Here is a 21064-nt window from a genome sequence, read left to right on the forward strand (position 1 = left end):
ATGTTTCGAACCATGATGAAATCCAAGCTGCACCGGGCCACGGTGACCGAAGCCAACCTGAATTACGTCGGCAGCATAACGATCGACGAAGACCTGATGGAGCTGGCCGATCTGTACCCGAACGAAAAGGTTCAGATCGTCAACAACAACAACGGCGCCCGCTTGGAAACCTATACCATACCGGGTCCTCGGGGCTCCGGCGTCATCTGCCTGAACGGCGCGGCCGCCCGGCTCGTCCAGCCGGGAGATAAGGTCATTATCATCTCCTATGCGATGATGACCGAAGAAGAAGCCCGCAAGCTGAACCCGAAGGTGGTCGTGCTCGACGAGGCCAACCAGCCGGTCAGCGCGTCCTACAAAGAAGAACATTCGACGGTTCTCCGGTAACGAAACGTACCAGATCAGCCGAATTCGCCCTGCTTTCCTCCGGTATGAAACCCTCCCCCCGGGCACAAAATGAACGTACCAAACGCGTGAGGGGGAGGCTCGGGGGCATGTTCAAGGAGTTGTTCGTGACAATGAACGAGGTCTTGGACGGGATTCTGGAGGACTGCCGGGACGCGGATGCCGAGCGCAGGGCAGAGCTGGCCGATCAATTCCGCATGCTGAAGGCGATGAGCGACAGCTGTTTGGAGGAGTGGCTGCGGTTCGAGGAAAAGCTGGCCGACTGCGGTTCCCTGCTGATGGAGGAGCCGGAAACCGCATGCCTGCCGGAATCCGCCGCGGAGGACCGGCCCGCCTCGGAGCATTTTGCCAAGGGTCAGGGGTATTACAAGCTGCACATGTTCGCCCGGGCCGTCGGCGAATTCGAACAGCTGGTCCGGGAGTACCCCGATTTTTTATTGGGACGGGTCTACTTGGCGATGGGCTACCTGCGGTTAGGGGAGCTGACCGAAGCCTACCGGCACTTCCAACTGCTGGTTCCGCTGACCAAGAACAGCAAGCTGAAGGCGATCTCCTACAATGCCATGGGCTGCATTCAGGTGCACAACCACAACATGGATCAAGCCTACGGGTATTTTAAAATGGCCGATCTGACGGACTCCTCCTTCATGGAGCCCGCTTTATGGAGCAAGGAATTCTGGCCTTACCGCAGGACCTAAGCGTCCTGCTTTTTCTTTTGAACAAAGAACAATTGTTTGGTATGCTAAAAGGAGCATGGAAGAAGGGAATTGATCGGCCGGAATGAAATTCGCCGTTTTGGATTTTGAAACCACCGGAGGCCAGCCTGCCGATTCCATTATTCAGGTTGGCCTTGTTGTTATAGAAGACGAACAGATCGTGGCCCGCTATTCTTCCTTTGTCCATCCCGAGGTCTCCATCCCGCCCTTCATCGTCTCCCTTACCGGAATCGACGACGAACTGGTCCGAGAGGCCCCGCCGATCGAACAGGTCGTGGCGGAGATGCAGCCCTTTTTGCAGGACAGCGTGCTGGTCGCGCACAACGCCGGCTTCGATTTTGCTTTTTTGCAGCGGGCTCTCGAGGATTCGGGGTACTTTAAGTTCAACGGCATGGTGCTCGACACGATGGATCTGGCGCGCATCTGCTTTCCGACGCTGCCGAGCCTGGCTCTCGGTAACATTTGCACAAGTCTGGAAATTCCGCACGAGCGTCCCCACCGGGCCGATTCCGACGCGGAGGCGACAGCCCTGCTGTGGCTCAAATGCTTGAGCCGGTTTCAGGATTTCCCGCTGCTGACGGTTCAAAGGATCGCGTCCGTGTTTCGCGACGATCCGTCGGACTTTGCCTGGTTCATCGACCAGGAAGCGGCGCGCAAGGAGCGCTCGGCGGACGTCGATCCGGACAGCGACCGCTATTTCCGGCAATTTTTCCTCGCGGCGGAAGATTGGGGCACGGATTCGCCTGAACGGGACGAGGCGGAGACTTCCCGGCATCTGGGAATGCCGTTTCCCGAGTTTTACGAGGGCGTTAAGGCCGCGCTCCGGGAATCCTTCGACGTCTTCGAGGAACGGCCGGCGCAGGACCAGATGACCGAAGCGGTCGCTTCCGCGTTCGGGGACAGCAGTCATCTGCTGGTCGAAGCCGGGACGGGAACGGGCAAATCGCTCGGCTATCTGCTGCCCGCCCTCTATTATGGCATCCGCGAGCAAAAAAAAGTCATCGTCAGCACGCATACGATCAACCTTCAGGAGCAGCTCAGACAGCGGGACCTGCCGCTCTTGCAGCAGATCTTCCCGGTCGAGTTCCGGGCGGCCCTGCTCAAGGGCAGAAGCCATTACCTCTGCCTTCGCAAATACGAGCAGAAGCTTACGTACGCCGAATACGAGCACGGCCGGGAGGACCGGCTGATGGCAGCCCAGATGGTAGCGTGGCTGACCGAATCGGAGCGGGGAGAGGACGAGGAGCTTCACTTCGGCCGCGGCAGCATGGAGTTCTGGCGTTCGGTTTCGAGCGACGCCGATTCCTGCCTGAACCGGAACTGCCCTTGGTTTAAGAAGTGCTTTTACCACCGGGCCCGCAACGAAGCGAACGAGGCGGACCTGATCATCACCAATCATTCGCTGCTCTTCACCGACATGAAAGCGGAGCATCGCATTCTGCCGGGCTACAAGCACCTGATCGTCGACGAAGCCCACAACTTCGAGGATGTGGCGGTCAAGCACCTGGGCTCCGAAATTTCCTGGTATTCCTTTGTGAACGCGGTCACGCAACTGTTCCGCGACGGACGAGGAGGCCAGCTCCCCTTCGTTCGCAATCGGCTGCTGCACGCCGAGGACATCTCCCGGGACAAAGCGGGCGTGTGGATCGAAGCGATCGACGAGGCCCAGCCCGCGCTCCTCGATATCCGCGAACGCTGGGAGGAGCTGGCTTCTCTCCTCTATGAGATGCTGGCCTTCTCGGGCGGAGACGGCGGCGAAGGCCCGCTGACGCTGCGCATCCCCGAGGGACGCCAGCCGGCGGGCTGGGGAACCCTGCTCGACCGGGAGGAAGAGCTGTACGCCCGGATGACGGCGGTGCTCAAGTCGCTGGATAAGCTGATCGTCGAGATGAAGGATCAGGAGGAGCTGTTGGAGCTGCAAGGGCTTGTTACCAACATCGCGGGCGGCATCAAGGAGCTGTACCGGCACCGGGATGCGCTGCGCTTCTTCCTGAAGCAGTCCGACAGCGGTTTCGTCTACTGGATGGAAGGGACGACCCAGCAGCGGATCAAATCGCTGCAGCTGCTCGCCGTACCGATCGACGTCAGCGCCATGCTGCGGGATGCGCTCTTTTCGGTCAAAGACAGCGTGATTCTCACTTCGGCCACCTTGTCGGTCGGCAAGACGTTCAATTATATAACCGAGCAGCTTGGCTTGCAGAAGGCGGCCTCGGAGAATCGGCTGCGGACTGTTCTGCTGCCGTCTCCGTTCCGTTACCGGGAGCAAGCCCTGATGATCATCCCGCGGAATTTCCCCGTTCTCCGGGGCGTGAAGGGCGAGGCGGAATTCATCGCGGCCCTTACCGATTCCCTCGCCGAGGTTGCCAAGGCGATGAACGGCCGGATGCTGGTGCTGTTCACCTCTTACCGGATGCTCCGGCAGGTGCACGGCGAGCTGAAGGACCGGCTCGGCGGAGAGGGGATTCAGGTACTCGGCCAAGGCATCGACAGCACGAGCCGCAGCAAGCTGGTGAAGCTGTTCCAGGGAGGAGGAACCAGCATTCTCCTCGGGACGAGCAGCTTCTGGGAAGGGGTCGACATTCCCGGCGAAGCGCTGAGCTGCCTGGCGATCGTTCGGCTGCCCTTCCAGCCGCCCAACCATCCTTTGGTTGAAGCGAAGAGCGAGAAGCTCAAGGAGGCGGGACAGAATCCATTCATGAAGCTGTCGGTCCCGCAGGCGGTTATCCGGTTCAAGCAGGGCTTCGGCCGCCTGGTGCGCACGGCGAACGACAAGGGCATCGTGATGGTGTACGACACGAGAATTCTGGAGACGTATTATGGGAAGCATTTCTTGTATTCGCTGCCGGGCCCGAAGATCGAGCATATGACGGTCGGCCAAGTGGTTCCGCGCATTCACGAATGGATGGAAGGGGAAGAAGAGGCATGAAGACGACGACGGAGAAAATATCGGAGGCGGTGGTACGCCGCCTGCCCGTTTACCTGCGCTACTTGACCGAACTGATGGGAAACGGGGTTCAGACGGTTTCCTCCCAAGACTTGGGGCGGCGGCTTGATCTCAATCCGGCCCAGATTCGCAAGGACCTCGCCTATTTCGGCGATTTCGGCAAGAAGGGCATCGGCTACGATGTCGAGTACCTGATCGAGAAAATCCGCCACATCCTGAAGCTCGACCGCGACATCGCCGTCGCTCTGGTCGGCGCGGGCAACTTGGGCAAGGCGCTCAGCAACTACAACGCGTACTTGAACGACAACATGCGCATCGTCGCCCTGTTCGATTCCCAGCCCTCGATTGTGGGCACGACGATCAACAACCTCACCGTCCAGCCGATGGAGGAGATGGTGGCCACGGTCAAGGCGCAGCACATCCGGGTCGGCATCGTAACCGTGCCCGGCTCCGAGGCGCAGAAGGTGGCCGACGATCTCGTCGACGCCGGCGTCGAAGCGATCCTGTCCTTCGCTCCGGCGATTCTGAAGGTGAAGGAAGGCGTCCGCGTGCATTACGCCGACTTTACCACCGAGCTGCAGAGCCTGGCTTATTATCTGGAGTAGGCTCGCCAAGGCCGACGAACGGCCAGACTTACGCGAACCCAAACCAAACGGGCTGCCCGATCCGGAGAACAACCGGAGGGACAGCCCGTTTATTCGTATGCTTTTCAAGTGGAGGAACGCTTGTCTTAAGCGTAACGGAGAATGATGCTGTCGAGAATATTGGCGACGCCTTCGCAGGCATCCGTCGCTTTTTCCAGACGCTCGTACAGCTCCTTGATCTTGAAATCGCTGTAAGGGTCGGTCGGCGAAGTGAAGATTTTGCGGATGCCTTCGCGCAGCAGCCGGTCGCCTTCGTTCTCGTAGCTGTTGATGATGACCGTATGCTCGCTGATCTGGTTGTATTTTTTCTTGGCCAGGAGCTTGAACGCATCCAGGATGTGTTCGCAGGCGCCGACGATGACTTCGGCGAATTTCAGCATGTAATCGTCCGACTTCTCGATGATCAGGTAGTCGAATCGGGCGGAGGTCTCTTCGATATAGTCGATGACGTCGTCCATCCGGTTGGCCAGGTCCATGATGTCCTCGCGGTCGAGGGGCGTGATGAATACCTTGTTGAGCCCGCGGTAAATCATGTGGGTGATGTTGTCGCCCTTATGCTCCAGGTCCTTCAACTGATCGATATATGTGACGGGCGGTTTGGCCCCGCTCATCGCCTCGCGGAACAGGTTGGCCGCCACCAGCGTGTTCTCGGCCGCTTCTTGCAAGAGTCCGTAAAAGTCCGTGTCGCTTTTCTTCTGAAACATGGTGTCCTTTGCTCCTTTTGGATAGAGATTAACCGGGTCTGTACGGGCAAGCCGTAAAGAGATATCTATCAGTTAAAGTAACATAAACATTCGGCACAAAGCAATGAGCGGCGCCACATTGGCTTACCCTCGAAGCGGACGGGCGCCTTGCTTTTGCCGGAAACCCGTTGTACATTGGGAAGGAAGCCTCAACTGTGAAAGGAATCGGTGCGATGAAGCGCATTTGGATCAAGAACGGAATTTTTTTGACGGCAAATGAACAAGAACCTGTCTTGCGGGGTTCGATGGTCGTGGAGGGGGACCGGATCGTCTATCTGGGAGCTGCACTCCCGCCGGAGGAAGAAGCGAAGGGCTTCGACGAGATCGTCGACGGCACCCGCCGGCTGTTCATGCCCGGACTCGTCAATACCCACGGGCACGCGGCGATGTCGCTGCTTCGCGGAGTCGGCGACGATCTCGCGCTGCAGGTCTGGCTGGAGGAGAAGATGTGGCCGAACGAAGCCCGCTTCACGGCGGAGGACGTCCGGGCAGGCACGCTTCTGTCGATCGTCGAAATGCTTAAATTCGGAACCACCGCCTTCGTGGACATGTACGATCATATGGATGAAGTGGCTCAAGCGGTGGAGGCGTCCGGCATGCGCGGCGTGCTCGCCCGCGGCGTCATCGGGCTGTGCCCGCCGGACGTCCAAGAGACCAAGCTGGCGGAAGCGATCCGCTTTGCCCGGGAATGGAACGGCGCGGCGAACGGGCGGATCACCACGATGATCTCGCCGCATGCCCCGTATACCTGTCCGCCGGAGTACATCCTCCGCTTCGTCGAGGCCTCCGCCGAGCTGAATCTGCCGATCCACACCCACATGTCGGAGACGGCGCGCGAAGTGGAGCAGAATGTCCGCGACTACGGGGTAAGACCGGTCGAGCATCTGGAGAAGCTCGGCGTATTCGACCGCCCCTGCCTGGTTGCCCACGGCGTTCACCTGAACGCGGAAGAGATCGCGATTCTGGCCCGCCATGACGTGCGGGTGTCGCATAATCCCGGCAGCAACCTGAAGCTGGCGAGCGGCATCGCTCCCGTACCGGAGCTTCTGCACGCCGGAGTCAAGGTATCGCTCGGCACGGACGGCTCCGCCAGCAACAACAACCTCGACCTGTTCGAAGAGATGCGTCTCGCCGCGTTGCTTCATAAAGGAGTGAGCGGCGACCCCACAGCCATTCCCGCCTTCGAAGCCTTCCGCATGGCGACGGCGGCCGGGGCCGAGTCCGTATGGCTGCCCGAGACAGGACGGCTCCAAGCCGGCAAGAAGGCGGATTTCATCGCCCTCGATATCGATCAGCCGCATTTCGAGCCGGCCTCCAATTACTTGTCCCATGTCGTCTATTCCGCATCGGCCAAGGATGTTACGGACGTGTGGGTCGATGGGCGGGCGCTGGTTCGGAACGGCGAGTGCGTGACGCTCGACGAAGAGAAGATTAAAGCGGAGTTTCGCCTACGCTATGCGAAGCTGATGGGGGCCTGATGGCCATTCGGATGTCGAGCCGGCGGGGATCGCGTTCGGGAATGCGGCTCGGAACGAAGATCCTGCTGATTGCGGTGGTCGTTCTCGGTGTCTTGACATTTGTCGGCTACCGGTTTTATCTGTCCATTCAATCGCAGATTTGGAGCGATGAGGATGCAGCCGTGCAGACGGCCATGGCCCAGACCTCTTTGAAATCCGTAGACCGGGTGGATTCGTATGTCGGCGATGCGCCGATGATGATCGTGGAAGGCGCGGACGGCGAGGGCCGGAGCATGCTGGTGTGGGTGGCGGGCAATGAGACGCACAGCGAGTTTGCCGATGCAGGGGTCACCAAGGAATGGGTGCGCAAGCAGACCCTCATGGATAGCCCGGGAGTAGAGCTGCTGCGCATTGTACCGGCGATGTTCAACGGCGATTACGCCTGGCAGTCGTTTTACCGAATGAAGGGCGAAGACGGCAAGAAAAAGCTCTACTACAACTTTTACCGGTTTAAAGACGGAGCGCTGCTCGACAAGTGGCTCCTCAGTCTGCAATAAGCATGGTTGAGAATCCCTGGGTCATTTCCCGGGGATTTTTTCAGTGTTTTTTCATTTTTGCCCGCACGAAGCAGCGAAATGTGATATACTATTGTCTATCAGCTTGTTGCATCAAAATCTAGTAATGAAAGGCGGACGTTAATGAAGCTCAAAGTATTGCCGATTCTTATCGCCCTGCTGACCTCCGGAACTCTTCTTTTTGGCGGATGGTTTATGTATCGCAGTTATGCGATGGAGAATCCGCTGGCTGATCTCGTCAAAAAAAATGCCGGTGTGGAGCAGGTTGACGCCACTTTTTCCAATAAGCAAGTCGTTGTTTCCTTAAAGCTGTCCCAAGACGCCAATCTCCGCCAGATCTATCAGTCGATCAAGACCGATGGAGCCTCGCTGGTCGGGGGCCGCGAGATTCAAATCAACGTGCAGAGCCAGTCCTCCGCCGCCATTGACGACTGGTGGTCGAATGCCCTGTTCGGCGTGGCCCAGGCGATGGATACGAAAAAATACGGGGATATCCCCGAGTTGTTGAATAAGCAAGCCAAATCGGTTCCTTCGCTTCAAGCGATGACGGAAATGGACGAGGTCAATGTCTATATCCGGTTGACGGACGGTCAAAACAGCAAATATATCATCCTGCCGCGGGTTCCGGCATCCATGGGAGTGTGGCCGAATGAATAAATACTGGAAAGAAATCGCCATCGGCGCCGTGATCTCCGGGTTAATCTTCCTGGCCTTCATCGGCGTTAATATTGTGCCTTTTCTGACGCTCGTCGTTTTTGTCGCGGCCTTCTTCCTGTTCACGCGCCCGAAGGGCGGAGCCATCGCCACGGCGGTGGAACGCAAGTCGAAGCCGCGGACGCCGTCTTATCTGACCTTTGAAGATATCGGCGGCCAGGACCGCGCGAAGAATGAATTGAAGGAAGCGCTGGACTTTCTCATTCGTCACGATGAGATCAAGAAATTCGGTATCCGCCCGCTGAAAGGCATTCTGCTCGAGGGGCCTCCGGGAACCGGCAAGACCCTGATGGCGAAGGCCGCGGCGCACTATACCAATTCCGTGTTCGTCTCGGCCTCGGGCAGCGAATTTGTGGAGATGTACGTCGGCGTCGGCGCGAGCCGTGTCCGCGACCTGTTCAAGGATGCCCGTACCCGTGCGCAGAAAGAGAACAAGGACAGCGCGATCGTCTTCATCGACGAAATCGACGTGATCGGCGGCAAGCGGGACGGCGGCCAGCATCGGGAATACGATCAGACGCTGAACCAGCTCCTGACCGAAATGGACGGGATTCATACCACGGAAACTCCGCGGGTGCTCATCATGGCCGCTACCAACCGCAAGGAAATGCTGGACAGTGCGCTGCTGCGTCCCGGACGGTTCGACCGGCAGATTCAGGTCGACCTTCCCGACAAGAAGGGACGGCTGCACATTCTGAATATCCATGCCAAAAACAAGCCGATCGCCATGAATGTCGATCTGGCCAAGGTGGCGGAAGAATCTTATAATTTTTCCGGAGCCCAGTTGGAAAGCTTGATGAATGAAGCGGCGGTCTACGCCATGAGAGAAGGCAGCGATGTCATTGAGCACCGCCATCTTTCCTCGGCGGTGGACAAAGTGCTGATGGGGGAACGCTCCGATCGCGAAAGCACGAAGCAGGAGCGGGAGCGGGTGGCCATGCACGAACTTGGGCATGCCATTATGGCCGAAGCGGTCAAACCGGGGTCGGTGTCCCAGGTTGCGCTCAGCCCGCGCGGCCAGGCTTTGGGTTATGTCCGTCATAATCCGCAGGCGGATCAATACCTCTATACGAAGCAGGAGCTCGAGGACCGGATCATGGTCGCTCTCGGCGGCGCCGTAGCGGAAGAAATGTTTTACGGCAACCGCAGCACCGGCTCGCGCAACGATTTTGAACAGGTGCTTAACCTGGTGAAGACGATGATGGATTCGGGACTCACCGCGCTCGGCATCGTCGACCGCGAGATGGTCACGCAAGAGGAACTGATGAAGGAGAATAACCGGATCATCAACCAGCTCACGGAGCATACCCGCGAGATTCTGGAGCGCAACCGCAACGTGTTCCATCAATCCCTCGCCATCCTGGTGAAGGAAGAGGTCATGTCGGGCGCACAGTTCCGTAACCTGCTTTCTATGATTAAACAAAAGACGACGGCTTGAAACAGCCCGTCGTCTTTTTTTCGTTCGGTTAGGCGGAGAGGTCTTGCTCCAGCAGGGAGCGGATGCTTTCCGTTAGCGTTATCGGCGGTCTCCCCAGGAGACACTGCAGGTCGGCTGAGGTCGAGGAGCTGTCGATCCGGCTAAGGAATCCGTAGATCCAGTGCTGGGTCTGAGGGTCGACCCGATGCTGAACCGGCCGGCCGTACACGGCTTCCAAGGCGGCAGCCAAGTCGGGGAACGTCCAGCTCCGGGCTGCGGTCAGGTTGAAGCTGCGGTTCTCGAAGCCAGTCCCGAGCAGGACGGCGGCTATGGCGGCGGCCAAGTCGCTGCGGGTGACCGTGTTGAACCTCCATGCTCCCGAAGCTGTCACCACCGCGCCGCTCGTTAGGGCTTGGCGAAGGCCGAAGCTTTCGGCTACGTCGGTATATAAGGCGCTGCGCAGGAAGGTGAACGGGATGCCGGAGGCGCGGATGGCCTGTTCGGTGGCCAGATGGAGATGGCAGAGCGGGACGGTTCCTTTTTCGGCAAAGGCAAAGCCGGTATAGAGGAGATGCTTCGCCTCCGCCCGCTTAGCGGCCTCCACGAGATGGGCATGCTGGCGCATGCGTACGGTATCGTCCGGATGGGGACTGGAGATCGCCAGCAGCTTGTCCGCCTCCTTGAAGGCGGGAACCAGGGTCTCCGGCTGGTCGTAGTCGCAGCGGCGGACGGTTACGCCCTGTTCCGCCAAATCGGCTGCCGCTTCGGGGCAGCGAACGCATGCGACGATGTCGGCGGACGGATCGGCGGCAAGCAGGTTCCGAATGATCAACCGGCCCAGCTTGCCGCTCGCTCCCGTTAGGATAAGGGTCATGGTAAGCTCCTTTCGGCTTCCGCCGGGGGATTGTTCTTCAGCTTGGTCAGCAGCCCGAGGAGGCTTTGTTGCTCGGCCGGGCTTAGAACTTGCATGCGGTCTTCGATTCGTCTGCGGTTCTCGGGAAGGTTGCGGAGCAGGGTCCGCTCTCCGTCTGCCGTCAGCGAGATGACAGTTTTCCGTCCGTCCTCGGGATGCGGACCCCGGCTTACCAAACCTTCGCGTTCCAGAGGCACGAGGAGCAGGCTGATGTTCGCTTTGGTCACGCCGATTTTGCGGGCAAGGGCTGAGGGAAGCAGAGAGCCGCCTTCCTTCATCAGCTCGACCAAGATCCGCGTTCGCGCACCGCTCGTCCCGAGGGATTGCCAATGCTTCTCCGAAATGTCGACGAGCTCCGCCGTAGCGTCGACCAAGGCGAAAAAAACCTGAGACGGCAACGGCTGTTGCGGAAGTGATTGCCGGGAAAGCATGAAGCACCACTCCAAACTAGTTAAGTCATTAACTAAATCATACTTTCCAGCGCGGCTCTCCGTCAATCCCTTTCGCCAGGTCGAACTCCGTCGGTTTGTCTGCCGGGAATGCGCGTACGGCTCCAATGGGCAAACTGAAGGCGGTAGGGCGTCTGCTGCAGGCTGGGGACAGTCGTCGAGCAGCCGGGAAATAGGTGGCTTTTTTGTGAAGCCCGACAGAAAAAGATGAAAATTTTTCGAAAACCATGTATCATTTAACATGGTGTGTTTTGCGCGAGTCTTTTCGTGCAAGACCGATCGGATTCGTATAGACCATGAAAAGCGGGTGGAGTTCATATGAAATTTACCAAAATCGGTTTAGTCGGCGTCGGGACCGTCGGCCAGGGCATCGCCGAGATGCTGGCGAAGAGCGGCCTCGACGTCTACATGCTGGAGAGCAGCAGCGAAAAGCTGGACGCCGCGGTAGCCACCATCAGCAACGGGCTGGACAAGCAGATTGAGAAATGGGGCATTACCAGCTCCGAGAAGAAGCTGATCCTCGGCCGCCTGCGCCGCGCGGAAAGCTTGGAAGACCTCGCTTCCTGTCAACTCGTCATCGAGAGCATCACGGAGGACCTCGACAACAAGAAGCAGCTGATCCGCAAGCTGGATGAGGTTTGCCCGCCTGAAGTCATCATTGCGAGCACCACCTCCACGCTCAGCCTGACCGAGCTCGCCGGCGCCTGCGCCCATCCCGAGCGCGTGATCGGCATGCACTTCCTGATTCCCATGACCGAGATCGACGTCGTAGAAGTGGTCCGCGGCATCCGCACCTCGGACGAGACCATCCAGACGGCCCGCAGCTTCCTGGAAGAAACGCTGCGCAAGAAGGGCATTCAGGTGTACGAATCTCCGGGTCTCGTGACGACCCGGCTGATCTGCATCCTGATCAACGAAGCGATCGCCGCTCTGTCCGAAGGGGTCGCAACGGCCGAGGATATCGACGCGTCGATGCGCGACGGTTACGATTTCAAATACGGTCCGCTGGAAATGTGCGACCGCTTCGGTCTGGATTCCGTGAATGCGGCGCTCGCCCGGATGTTCAAGGAATACGGCGAATTGAAATACCGTCCCAACTATCTGCTGAAGAAGATGGTCCGGGCCGGACAACTCGGCGTGAAGACCGGAGAAGGCTTCTTCCGCTATAACAAGGATGGTGTTCGGGTATGAAGGTACTGGTCATTAACTCGGGAAGCTCCTCGCTGAAATACCAGCTGTACGACATGACCGACGAATCGGTGCTCGCCAAGGGCCTCGTGGAGCGGATCGGGATGGACTCGTCGATCCTGACGCACAAGCCGACCGGCAAGGAAACCGTGACGGAAGTCAGCGAAATCCTGGAGCACAACACGGCGATCCGCAAAGTACTGGACAAGCTCACCGACAAAGTCAGCGGCGTGCTGGAGTCGATCGATGAGATCCAAGCCGTTGGCCACCGCGTCGTACACGGCGGCGAATACTTCAAGGCTTCCTCGCTCGTCGATGCGCAGGCGAAGGAAGAAATCCGCAAGCTGATCGACCTGGCGCCGCTGCATAACCCGGCCGCGATGATGGGCATCAACGCCGCCGAAGCGAACATGCCCGGCGTACCCCAAGTCGTCGTGTTCGATACCGCCTTCCATCAGACCATGCCGGAGAAGGCGTATCTCTACCCGATTCCCCGCGTGCTGTACAACAAGTACAAGGTCCGCCGCTATGGCGCGCACGGCACCTCGCACTACTACGTCAGCCAGAAGGCGGCGGAGTTCCTCGGCAAGCCGATCGAATCGCTGAAGATCATCACCTGCCACATCGGCAACGGGGCCAGTCTGACGGCGGTTGAAGGCGGCGTTTCCGTCGATACCTCCATGGGGATGACTCCGCTGGAAGGGCTCATGATGGGAACCCGCAGCGGCGACCTCGACCCGGCCATCGTTCCGTACGTGATGAACAAGGAAGACCTCACGATCAACGAAGTCAATTCCATGCTGAACAAGCACAGCGGCCTGCTTGCCATCTCGGGAATCAGCAGCGACATGCGCGAGATCACCGACGGTCGGGCGAACGGCGACCCCAACGCTACGCTGGCGTTCGACATGTACGAGTATCGCCTGCGCAAATACATCGGCTCGTATGCCGCTGCCATGAACGGAGTGGACGTCATCGTCTTCACGGCCGGGATCGGCGAGAATTCCCTCTATGTTCGGGAAGCGGTGTGCGAGAACTTGACCTACCTCGGCGTCGAGCTGGACAAAACGCTCAATGCCGTCCGTTCCGACGATCCCCGCCGCATTTCGACCGAGAACTCCAAGGTGGAAGTGCTGGTCGTTCCGACCAACGAGGAATTGGTTATCGCCCGCGATACGTATCGCCTGGTCACCGAACAGCAGTAATTTTCCGCGGCGGCCGTACCTACAAAGCCGCGTTGCGGGCTCCGACCGATTCCTTAAGGGGAATCGGTCTTTCTTTCCGCCCAGGTTCCTTGCTCGCGTACACACGTTGACGCTGTAACCGAATAGCGGCCCGCCGTGCAAAACCGCAGGGGAACAGGTACAATGAAGGCATCTATGCCAACTTCAGTGGAACGGTCCAGGTTAAAGGAGGACATTATGGCAGCAAAAAGCACGATCAGCGAAGTAAACCAGCATGTGGGACAAGAAGTCCGCATCGGCTGCTGGCTGAACAACAAGCGGTCCAGCGGTAAAATTCAATTCCTGCAGCTTCGGGACGGTACGGGTTACATCCAGGCCGTCGTCGTAAAGAGCGAGGTTCCCGAAGAAGTTTGGGATCTAGCCAAGTCGCTCACCCAGGAAAGCTCTCTGTATGTCACCGGAACGGTGCGTGAGGACGAGCGGAGCCAGAGCGGCTTCGAGCTGAGCGTTACCGGCGTCGAGATCATCCAGATCACGAGCGAATACCCGATCACGCCCAAGGAGCACGGCGTCGATTTTCTGATGGACCATCGCCATCTCTGGCTGCGCAGCACGCGGCAGAGGGCCGTTTTGATCATCCGTGCCGAGATCATTCGCGCGATCCAGCAATTCTTCAACGAGCGCGGGTTCAAGAAGGTTGATCCGCCCATTCTCACGCCTTCCTCCTGCGAAGGGACGACGGAGCTGTTTCATACCAAGTATTTCGAAGAAGACGCTTATCTGACCCAGAGCGGCCAGCTCTACATGGAAGCGGCCGCTATGGCGCTCGGTAAAGTTTATTCCTTCGGGCCGACCTTCCGCGCCGAGAAGTCGAAGACGCGCCGTCACCTGATCGAATTCTGGATGATCGAGCCGGAAATGGCCTTCACCGATCTCTTCGAGAGCCTGGAGGTTCAGGAGCAGTTCGTGTCGTTCGTGGTCCAATCCGTTGTCGCCAACTGCCGCCGGGAGCTGGAAACCCTCGAACGGGACATCAGCAAGCTGGAGAAGATTCAGGCTCCGTTCCCGCGCATCACGTACGACGAAGCCATCGAATATTTGAATGCCAACGGATTCGAAGTTCCTTGGGGCGAGGACTTTGGGGCTCCGCACGAGACCGCCATTGCCGAACGATACGAGAAACCCGTATTTATCACGCACTATCCCACGGGAATCAAGGCCTTCTACATGAAGCCGGACCCGTATCGGCCGGAAGTGGTGCTTTGCGCCGACATGATCGCGCCGGAGGGCTATGGGGAAATCATCGGCGGAAGCCAGCGCATCGACGATCCCGAGCTGATGGAGCAGCGCTTCAAGGAGCACGAATTGTCCGATGAAGCCTACGCCTGGTACATGGACCTCCGCAAGTACGGAACTGTGCCCCATTCCGGCTTCGGTCTTGGCCTGGAACGCACCGTCGCCTGGATCTGCGGATTGGACCATGTCCGCGAGACCATTCCGTTCCCCCGCCTGCTGTACCGGCTTTACCCTTAAGTTCGGGAGGAGCGTTGTGATGAAATCCGCAAAGTCCGCTTCCGTGAAAGCCTACGAGGACGGTCTGCTTGCCGGTCTGCGAACCGGGAAAGCCGAGGTTCCGACGCTGCTGTTGACCGGCTACCGGGAGCTCGGATTAACCGATACGGAAGCGATGCTGCTGATTCACCTCATCCTGTTTGCGGAACGGGAACGCAATGAATTTCCGACGCCCGACGAGATCGCCGGGCGCATGTCCGCCGGACCGGACGAAGTGATGGCAGCCTTGTCCCGGCTGATCAAGGCTGGCTTCCTGAGCATTGAGGAAGGCGTGCACCCGGTTAGCGGCGTGCGCTTTGAACGCTACGGCCTGGACGCGATGTACAGCAAGCTCGTATCTTGGTGGGCGGAGCAAACCCGTGCGGACAGAGCGAATGAAACCGCGAAGCCGCAGACCGGGAAGAACCTGTTCACTGTCTTCGAAAAGGAATTTGCCCGGCCTTTGACGCCGATGGAGCTGGAGATGATCTCCGGCTGGCTGGACCAGGACGGGTATTCCGAAGACTTGATTCGGGCCGCCCTCAAGGAAGCGGTTTTTGCCGGAAAGGTGCATTTCCGGTATATCGACCGCATCCTGCTCGAGTGGCAGCACAACCGCATCGTGACGGTCGAGCAGGCGAAGGAGCACCGCCAGAAGTTTCGCGGCCGCTCCTAAACTTGAACCCGGCGGCCCTAGCGGGCACATACCTCAAAGATAGGCATATAGGAAAACAAGAGCCTTCCGCTACCTCTCCTCTTGGAGAAAGCGGAAGGCTCTTTGGTTTGCTCGTGGATTGAACAGGTTACCGGTCGCGGAGTACCGCCTGCGCGTTGGTATCAATCATATCGGCGATCTCCCGCGAACGCGCGGTGCAGCGCAGGACGGCTTGTTCCACCGCTTCCTTGAACGCGTAGCGTTCCAAGGTCTCGATAGCCGCTTGAGTGGTTCCGTTGGGCGAGGTAACTTTGCGGCGCAAGTTGGCCGGGTCTTCGCCGGTATCCCGGATCATCGCGGCCGCGCCAAGCAAAGTATTCACGGCCAGAGCGCGGGCTTGGTCCGGCTGGAATCCGCCAAGCACCCCGCCGGAGATAAGCGCTTCGGCAAAATAATACAGATAGGCCGGTCCGCTGCCGGAAATGCCGGTCAGGATATGCATCTCCTCTTCGCGGATCAGCTCCGTCTCTCCAACGGCATGGAACATCTCAAGCGTGAGCTGCCGCATCTCCTCTGGCATGTCCTCGCTGAAGGCGATCCCCGTCATCCCCAGCCCGATGGAGGAAGATGTGTTGGGAATCGTCCGGGAGACGGGGAGCTGCTCGTTGTCCAGCAGCTCGCGGATCGTTCCGATCGACAAGCCTGCAATCACGGAGACGATCAGCTGCTTGTCCGAGAACAAGCCGCGGTAAGCCATCAGAGCAGCCGGCGCGTCGGCCGGTTTCATAGCCAATACGATGACCTCGGCCTGCGAAGCGAGCCTGCGCACGCGGTCCGGATCCTGCTCGGTTTGAACCTCGTAGGTTCTCGCAAGCTTCTCCAGCTTCTCCCGATTGGACCGGTTGGTAACCGTGATCAGTCCGGGCGAAGCGGCTTGACGCTGGACGAGGCCGCGCAGGATCGCTTCCGCAATGGAGCCGGCTCCCAGGAATAGGATGGATGTTTCGCGTAAGGTTCGGGTTTCTTCCATGGACAACTCCTCCTAAAAGACGGGGCCCTCCGGTGAAGAGGGCCCCCGATTCGGTTCTTTTGTTCATCCGGCCTCGCTGTTATTCCCGGATTTGTCCGTTTCCATAAACGCAATATTTGGTCGTGGTCAGCGCGGGCAGGCCCATCGGCCCGCGGGCATGCAGCTTTTGCGTGCTGATGCCGATTTCCGCTCCGTAGCCGAATTCAAAGCCGTCCGTAAAACGGGTCGACGCATTTTGGTAAACCGCCGCGGCATCCACCTCCAGCATAAAGCGGCGGGCCCGGTCGGCGTTCTCCGTGACGATGCACTCGGAATGCTGGGTGCCGTACCGGTTAATGTGGGCCACTGCTTCCTCCAGGCTGCCGACGATCTTCACGTTGAGGATATAGTCGTTGTATTCCGTAGCGTAATCCTGTTCGGTCGCCAGCTTCGTATTGGCCAGTTCGCCGATGAGGTCAAGCGTTTCCGGACAGCCGCGCAGCTCGACTGCTGCTCCCAGGAACTTCTCGGCGAGAGAGTGCAAATGCGACGCCGCAAACTCGCGGTGAACGAGCAGGGTTTCCATGGAGTTGCAGACGGAGGGACGTTGGACCTTGGCGTTCATGGCGATCTCCAACGCCTTCTTGAAGTCCGCTCCGTCGTCCAGATACGTATGGCAAATGCCCGCGCCGGTTTCGATGACCGGCACCGTAGCATTTTCGACGACATTGCGGATCAGAGAGTGACCGCCGCGGGGGATCAGAACGTCCAGAACGCCCTTCATCTTGAGCATCTCGTTCACCGACGAACGGTCCGCGCTTTCGACGAGTTGGATCGCTTCCGGGGGGACGGCCGATTTTTGCAGCGCGTCCTGCAGGATCTGGACGAGCTTGCCGTTTGAGGCAAGCGCATCGGAACCGCCGCGCAGGAGGACGGCGTTCCCCGATTTAAGGCATAAGCCCGCTGCATCCACCGTCACGTTCGGCCGGGATTCGTAGATGATTCCGACCAGTCCGAGCGGCACGCGAATCTTGCGGATGAGCAGACCGTTCGGTCGTTCGGTTTCCTCGAGCAGGTCGCCGATCGGGTCATCCAGATTGATGATTTGCCGAAGCCCTTCCGCCATGGCTTCCACGCGTTGATCATTCAGCGTCAGACGGTCGATGAAGGCCGTGGAGAGACCGGCGGCGGCTCCCTTTTCGATATCCGAGCGGTTAGCCTGAAACAACTCCTCCTTGCGGGAGAGCAGCTCCTGGGCCATAAGCTCCAGTGCCTGGTTCTTCTGATCGGGGGTAAGCTGATTCAGCACGTTCGTCGTCCGTTTCGCCGCAAGAGCCTTTTCCTGAACCTCACTCATGGCATCTTCCTCCTCAAGTTCATTCCTATCGCTTGCCGCGAAGTTAGCCGAACGGAATCCATTCGTCCCGGTGAATGACCTCCATACGCGGCACCTCTACCCGTTTGATGACTTCCTCGGTGGACAGCCCGGCCGTCACATGCAGCTGCCAGGCGGCATAGTTAACGATTCCTCGTCCGATGACGCGGCGGCTCAGGTTCTGAACCTCGACGACGTCCCCCGGCTCGAATTGCCCGGAGACCTCGGTGACCCCTGCAGGCAGCAGACTTTTCCCGCCGGTCAGGAGGGCCGATTCGGCGCCTTCGTCTACCACGATATAACCTTGGGGGAGAGAATGAAACCCGACCCACTGTTTCTTGGTGGAAAGGGGATGGACGGTTGTTTCGAAATAAGTGCCTTTTCCGCCGCCTTCCGTCGCCCGCAGCAGGTCGCCTGGTTCCTTCACTTTGCCCACGAAGACGGGAACCCCGCCGCGGGAGGCAATCTGCGCGGCATCGACCTTGGAGCGCATTCCCCCGGTTCCAACCGAAGAGCCGGAACCGCCGGCCATCTGCAGCAGCTCCGCTGTGATCTGCTCCACACGCTCAATTCGCTTGGCGTCGGGGTCCTTGCGCGGATCGGCGGTATAAAGGCCGTCGGTATCGGTCAAGATGGCGAGCTGCTGCGCCTTGACCAGATTGGCGACGAGGGCGGACAGCATGTCGTTGTCGCCGAATTTCAGCTCGTTGACCGAAACGGTATCGTTCTCGTTGATGATGGGAATGATCCGGTGCCGGAGCAGCTCGTCGATGGTCATCAGCGCATTGTGAATTCTCAAGCGGTTGGAGAAATCGGAGCGGGTGAGCAAGATTTGGGCTACGCCAATCCCATAGCGGGAGAACGCTTCCTGATAGGCCTGCATCAGGAGGGCCTGGCCCACGGCGGCGGCGGCTTGCTTCTCGTGGAGGTGCTTGGGACGCTTGCGGTATCCGATTTCGGTAAAGCCCGCGGCGACCGCCCCGGAGGTGACGAGCAGCGGCTGAACGCCGGTCTGATGCAAGGCGGCGAGCTCGCCGGCGAAGAAGGCGATTTTGTCGCGGTTTAGTCCGCCTTCATCGGAGGTTAGCGAGCTGCTGCCGATTTTGACGACATAGCGGTGCATGATATCCCTTCCTAATCAATCGAGTGACGAGCAGGGGGCCTTGCCGACCCCGATATGAAAAAAACTTCCGCCTGGGTGACGAAAGTCCGGAGCTTAAGCGCCGCTTGGGAGCGTAACTCCCGGCCTTGCCGCGCATGAGGTCGAGCGCCTCCAACCGGTTTGAAAGAAGGTTGAAGTTTCATTAAGAATAGCACGCGGCAAAAGGCTTTGTAAAGATTATCCGGCTTTTCTGCCCATTCTTGAAACATTTGGAAAGCCGGGGGCGTTTGTTGAGTAGAAAGCGTTTTGGCTAAATGAAAAGGGGGAGCTTTGTATGAAAGGATCAAAAGCGTTTGCAGTCGTGGTTGCCTTCCTGTTCGTTATCATTGCGGCCGGTTGCAGCGCCTCGAACAAGGACTCGGAAAGCTCAGCATTAACTGAAAAGGTCGATATGATCGCTGCAGAGAAATCGGCGACTCTGGCTTTAACAGCCGTGGATCAGGCTGGCGAGCCGGCTTCGCCCTCCGCTTCCGTACAACCGAAGCAAGCCGGATTAACAACAGCCGCCGACCCATCGGCCGGAATCGAACGCAAACTGGTGTACAAGGCCAACTTGAATTTGGTCGTGAAGAATTACGCCGAAGCCCAGAATCAAATACGATCAGCGATCACCGGTGCGGGAGGATACGTCCTTTCCTTTAAAGAGGAAAACCATGACGAGGTGTGGTCCGGTCACTTTACCGCCAAAGTTCCTTCGAAGGGACTTAACGATCTTCTCGGCAGCCTGGACAAGATTCCCTCCGTCAGCAAGAATCGGAGCGTGGAAGGGACGGATTTCACGGAAGAATTCGTCGATTTGAACGCTCGGCTGAAAGTCAAGGAAGCCACGGAAGCGCGGTTGATGGAGTTTTTGCAAAAAGCGACCAAAACCGACGACTTGGTCAAGTTCGTCAATCAGCTTGATCAAGTGCAGGCCGAGATCGAACAGATGAAGGGGAGAATGACCTTCATTAATCAGAATGTAGCCTTGTCTACGGTCGAGATCGATTTGGCGGAGAAAAAAGCCGCGGTGGCCATTAAGGAAGACCGACAAGCGCTCGGGGCAAGAATAAGCGGAACCTTTGCGGATTCCGTTTCGGCTCTGGGCGTTATTTTCCGCGGCTTGCTGCTGTTGGCGGTAGGGGCGACTCCCTTCTTGATCATCCTGGCGGTGATCGCGGTTCCCGTGGTAATCATCTCGAAGCGCAGAAAGCAAGCGAAGCAGCGCACCGACCGACAAGATTCTAACTAAAGGAGAGGCAGCCTGCGTGAAGCAAAAGCGAAGGCTGCCTTTTTACCTCATATTGGCGCGAATAAAAGTCTTGCTTGTTGCTGACGTCCGTGATATATTATTAATCCAGCCAATTGTTCGACAGCTTTCGAAAAGATTCGACAAAAAAGTTGTTGACAGCGGCTTGGATGCATGATAAGATATAAGAGTTGCTTCGAACGAAGCAATAAGCACTATCGAACAAAAAGCAAACTGAGGTTGACAAGCGTTCGAACAACATGGTATAATAATTACCCGGTTGGGAAAACTTATTATCGTCAACCGAAATGGTCCTTTGAAAACTGAACAACGAGTGGATAGGACGCAGAATTCGGGCTTCGGCTCGGAGGAAGCACAAACAACACGCAAGTGTTAACGAATGAGATTAAGAGAACGATCTATAGAACTACTTTTATGGAGAGTTTGATCCTGGCTCAGGACGAACGCTGGCGGCGTGCCTAATACATGCAAGTCGAGCGGGGTTGTTCCTTCGGGGACGGCTTAGCGGCGGACGGGTGAGTAACACGTAGGCAACCTGCCCTCAAGACCGGGATAACCTTCGGAAACGAAAGCTAAGACCGGATACGTCCTCTTTGTCGCATGGCGAAGAGAAGAAAAGCGGAGCAATCTGCTGCTTGAGGATGGGCCTGCGGCGCATTAGCTAGTAGGTGAGGTAACGGCTCACCTAGGCGACGATGCGTAGCCGACCTGAGA

The 21064-nt window shown here is 58.2% G+C and carries 19 protein-coding genes and 1 rRNA gene; 14 read left to right on the top strand and 6 right to left on the bottom strand.

Going from position 1 to position 21064, the window contains the following annotated elements; genetic code table 11:
- The 4 genes from panD (at position 1) to ACSEXS_RS12550 (ending at position 4670) form a co-directional block, all read left to right on the top strand.
- Positions 1-387: an aspartate 1-decarboxylase gene (gene panD / locus ACSEXS_RS12535; protein WP_438433560.1), complete on the top strand. Its 387-nt coding sequence runs from the start codon at positions 1-3 to the stop codon at positions 385-387.
- Positions 388-494: 107 nt separating this feature from the next.
- Positions 495-1103 carry a tetratricopeptide repeat protein gene (locus tag ACSEXS_RS12540; RefSeq protein ID WP_438433561.1) on the top strand — a complete coding sequence of 203 codons (609 nt, stop codon included), beginning with the start codon at positions 495-497 and terminating at the stop codon, positions 1101-1103.
- An 82-nt stretch (positions 1104-1185) separates the two neighbouring features.
- Positions 1186-4047: an ATP-dependent DNA helicase DinG gene (gene dinG, locus ACSEXS_RS12545; protein WP_438433562.1), complete on the top strand. Its 2862-nt coding sequence runs from the start codon at positions 1186-1188 to the stop codon at positions 4045-4047.
- The gene (locus ACSEXS_RS12550; RefSeq protein ID WP_438433563.1) at positions 4044-4670 is read left to right on the top strand and encodes a redox-sensing transcriptional repressor Rex; all 627 of its coding nucleotides are present in this window, start codon (positions 4044-4046) and stop codon (positions 4668-4670) included. The genes dinG and ACSEXS_RS12550 overlap by 4 nt, the downstream gene beginning before the upstream one ends.
- A gap of 125 nt (positions 4671-4795) precedes the next feature.
- Here the strand turns inward: ACSEXS_RS12550 and ACSEXS_RS12555 are convergent, their stop codons facing one another.
- Positions 4796-5413, bottom strand: a complete 618-nt coding sequence (locus ACSEXS_RS12555; protein WP_438433564.1) for a DUF47 domain-containing protein — start codon at positions 5411-5413, stop codon at positions 4796-4798.
- 212 nt (positions 5414-5625) lie between these two features.
- On the opposite strand from ACSEXS_RS12555, the gene ACSEXS_RS12560 reads away from it, so the two are divergent.
- The 4 genes from ACSEXS_RS12560 to ACSEXS_RS12575 all read left to right on the top strand — a co-directional run bounded on the left by ACSEXS_RS12560 (position 5626) and on the right by ACSEXS_RS12575 (position 9636).
- Positions 5626-6930: an amidohydrolase gene (locus ACSEXS_RS12560; RefSeq protein ID WP_438433565.1), complete on the top strand. Its 1305-nt coding sequence runs from the start codon at positions 5626-5628 to the stop codon at positions 6928-6930.
- Positions 6930-7466, top strand: coding sequence for a cell wall elongation regulator TseB-like domain-containing protein (locus ACSEXS_RS12565; RefSeq protein WP_438433566.1), 537 nt, complete (start codon positions 6930-6932; stop codon positions 7464-7466). Before ACSEXS_RS12560 ends, ACSEXS_RS12565 begins: the two co-directional genes overlap by 1 nt.
- A gap of 141 nt (positions 7467-7607) precedes the next feature.
- The gene (locus ACSEXS_RS12570) at positions 7608-8141 is read left to right on the top strand and encodes a hypothetical protein (protein WP_438433567.1); all 534 of its coding nucleotides are present in this window, start codon (positions 7608-7610) and stop codon (positions 8139-8141) included.
- Positions 8134-9636, top strand: a complete 1503-nt coding sequence (locus ACSEXS_RS12575; RefSeq protein ID WP_438433568.1) for an AAA family ATPase — start codon at positions 8134-8136, stop codon at positions 9634-9636. The genes ACSEXS_RS12570 and ACSEXS_RS12575 overlap by 8 nt, the downstream gene beginning before the upstream one ends.
- Positions 9637-9664: 28 nt before the next feature.
- Here ACSEXS_RS12575 and ACSEXS_RS12580 read toward each other — a convergent pair whose 3' ends face one another.
- Positions 9665-10489 (bottom strand): NAD(P)H-binding protein, encoded by an 825-nt coding sequence (locus ACSEXS_RS12580; RefSeq protein WP_438433569.1) that lies wholly within the window; start codon positions 10487-10489, stop codon positions 9665-9667.
- Positions 10486-10902, bottom strand: coding sequence for a MarR family winged helix-turn-helix transcriptional regulator (locus ACSEXS_RS12585; protein ID WP_438433570.1), 417 nt, complete (start codon positions 10900-10902; stop codon positions 10486-10488). Before ACSEXS_RS12585 ends, ACSEXS_RS12580 begins: the two co-directional genes overlap by 4 nt.
- 393 nt (positions 10903-11295) lie before the next feature.
- On the opposite strand from ACSEXS_RS12585, the gene ACSEXS_RS12590 reads away from it, so the two are divergent.
- The 4 genes from ACSEXS_RS12590 (at position 11296) to ACSEXS_RS12605 (ending at position 15576) form a co-directional block, all read left to right on the top strand.
- Complete coding sequence (locus ACSEXS_RS12590; protein WP_438433571.1) at positions 11296-12168, top strand: 3-hydroxyacyl-CoA dehydrogenase family protein; 873 nt, start codon at positions 11296-11298, stop codon at positions 12166-12168.
- Positions 12165-13370, top strand: coding sequence for an acetate/propionate family kinase (locus tag ACSEXS_RS12595; RefSeq protein ID WP_438433572.1), 1206 nt, complete (start codon positions 12165-12167; stop codon positions 13368-13370). Before ACSEXS_RS12590 ends, ACSEXS_RS12595 begins: the two co-directional genes overlap by 4 nt.
- Positions 13371-13586: 216 nt before the next feature.
- Positions 13587-14882 (top strand): asparagine--tRNA ligase, encoded by a 1296-nt coding sequence (asnS, locus tag ACSEXS_RS12600; protein ID WP_438433573.1) that lies wholly within the window; start codon positions 13587-13589, stop codon positions 14880-14882.
- 19 nt (positions 14883-14901) lie between these two features.
- Positions 14902-15576 (top strand): DnaD domain protein, encoded by a 675-nt coding sequence (locus tag ACSEXS_RS12605; protein ID WP_438433574.1) that lies wholly within the window; start codon positions 14902-14904, stop codon positions 15574-15576.
- A 127-nt stretch (positions 15577-15703) separates the two neighbouring features.
- Here ACSEXS_RS12605 and proC read toward each other — a convergent pair whose 3' ends face one another.
- The 3 genes from proC to proB form a co-directional block, all read right to left on the bottom strand.
- Complete coding sequence (proC, locus tag ACSEXS_RS12610) at positions 15704-16585, bottom strand: pyrroline-5-carboxylate reductase (protein WP_438433575.1); 882 nt, start codon at positions 16583-16585, stop codon at positions 15704-15706.
- A gap of 79 nt (positions 16586-16664) precedes the next feature.
- Positions 16665-17921: a glutamate-5-semialdehyde dehydrogenase gene (locus ACSEXS_RS12615; protein WP_438433576.1), complete on the bottom strand. Its 1257-nt coding sequence runs from the start codon at positions 17919-17921 to the stop codon at positions 16665-16667.
- 43 nt (positions 17922-17964) lie between these two features.
- Positions 17965-19062: a glutamate 5-kinase gene (gene proB, locus ACSEXS_RS12620; protein WP_438433577.1), complete on the bottom strand. Its 1098-nt coding sequence runs from the start codon at positions 19060-19062 to the stop codon at positions 17965-17967.
- A gap of 313 nt (positions 19063-19375) precedes the next feature.
- On the opposite strand from proB, the gene ACSEXS_RS12625 reads away from it, so the two are divergent.
- Positions 19376-20332: a DUF4349 domain-containing protein gene (locus tag ACSEXS_RS12625; protein ID WP_438433578.1), complete on the top strand. Its 957-nt coding sequence runs from the start codon at positions 19376-19378 to the stop codon at positions 20330-20332.
- 429 nt (positions 20333-20761) lie between these two features.
- Positions 20762-21064 (top strand): 16S ribosomal RNA (locus tag ACSEXS_RS12630); the annotation flags it as partial.

It is taken from the genome of Gorillibacterium terrae, from assembly GCF_051594785.1.
Taxonomy (GTDB): domain Bacteria; phylum Bacillota; class Bacilli; order Paenibacillales; family NBRC-103111; genus Gorillibacterium.

Coding starts and splice junctions, on each gene's coding strand:
- panD (WP_438433560.1), top strand. CDS start 1: ATGTTTCGAACCATGATGAAATCCAAGCTGCACCGGGCCACGGTGACC.
- ACSEXS_RS12540 (WP_438433561.1), top strand. CDS start 495: ATGTTCAAGGAGTTGTTCGTGACAATGAACGAGGTCTTGGACGGGATT.
- dinG (WP_438433562.1), top strand. CDS start 1,186: ATGAAATTCGCCGTTTTGGATTTTGAAACCACCGGAGGCCAGCCTGCC.
- ACSEXS_RS12550 (WP_438433563.1), top strand. CDS start 4,044: ATGAAGACGACGACGGAGAAAATATCGGAGGCGGTGGTACGCCGCCTG.
- ACSEXS_RS12555 (WP_438433564.1), bottom strand. CDS start 5,413: ATGTTTCAGAAGAAAAGCGACACGGACTTTTACGGACTCTTGCAAGAA.
- ACSEXS_RS12560 (WP_438433565.1), top strand. CDS start 5,626: ATGAAGCGCATTTGGATCAAGAACGGAATTTTTTTGACGGCAAATGAA.
- ACSEXS_RS12565 (WP_438433566.1), top strand. CDS start 6,930: ATGGCCATTCGGATGTCGAGCCGGCGGGGATCGCGTTCGGGAATGCGG.
- ACSEXS_RS12570 (WP_438433567.1), top strand. CDS start 7,608: ATGAAGCTCAAAGTATTGCCGATTCTTATCGCCCTGCTGACCTCCGGA.
- ACSEXS_RS12575 (WP_438433568.1), top strand. CDS start 8,134: ATGAATAAATACTGGAAAGAAATCGCCATCGGCGCCGTGATCTCCGGG.
- ACSEXS_RS12580 (WP_438433569.1), bottom strand. CDS start 10,489: ATGACCCTTATCCTAACGGGAGCGAGCGGCAAGCTGGGCCGGTTGATC.
- ACSEXS_RS12590 (WP_438433571.1), top strand. CDS start 11,296: ATGAAATTTACCAAAATCGGTTTAGTCGGCGTCGGGACCGTCGGCCAG.
- ACSEXS_RS12595 (WP_438433572.1), top strand. CDS start 12,165: ATGAAGGTACTGGTCATTAACTCGGGAAGCTCCTCGCTGAAATACCAG.
- asnS (WP_438433573.1), top strand. CDS start 13,587: ATGGCAGCAAAAAGCACGATCAGCGAAGTAAACCAGCATGTGGGACAA.
- ACSEXS_RS12605 (WP_438433574.1), top strand. CDS start 14,902: ATGAAATCCGCAAAGTCCGCTTCCGTGAAAGCCTACGAGGACGGTCTG.
- proC (WP_438433575.1), bottom strand. CDS start 16,585: ATGGAAGAAACCCGAACCTTACGCGAAACATCCATCCTATTCCTGGGA.
- ACSEXS_RS12615 (WP_438433576.1), bottom strand. CDS start 17,921: ATGAGTGAGGTTCAGGAAAAGGCTCTTGCGGCGAAACGGACGACGAAC.
- proB (WP_438433577.1), bottom strand. CDS start 19,062: ATGCACCGCTATGTCGTCAAAATCGGCAGCAGCTCGCTAACCTCCGAT.
- ACSEXS_RS12625 (WP_438433578.1), top strand. CDS start 19,376: ATGAAAGGATCAAAAGCGTTTGCAGTCGTGGTTGCCTTCCTGTTCGTT.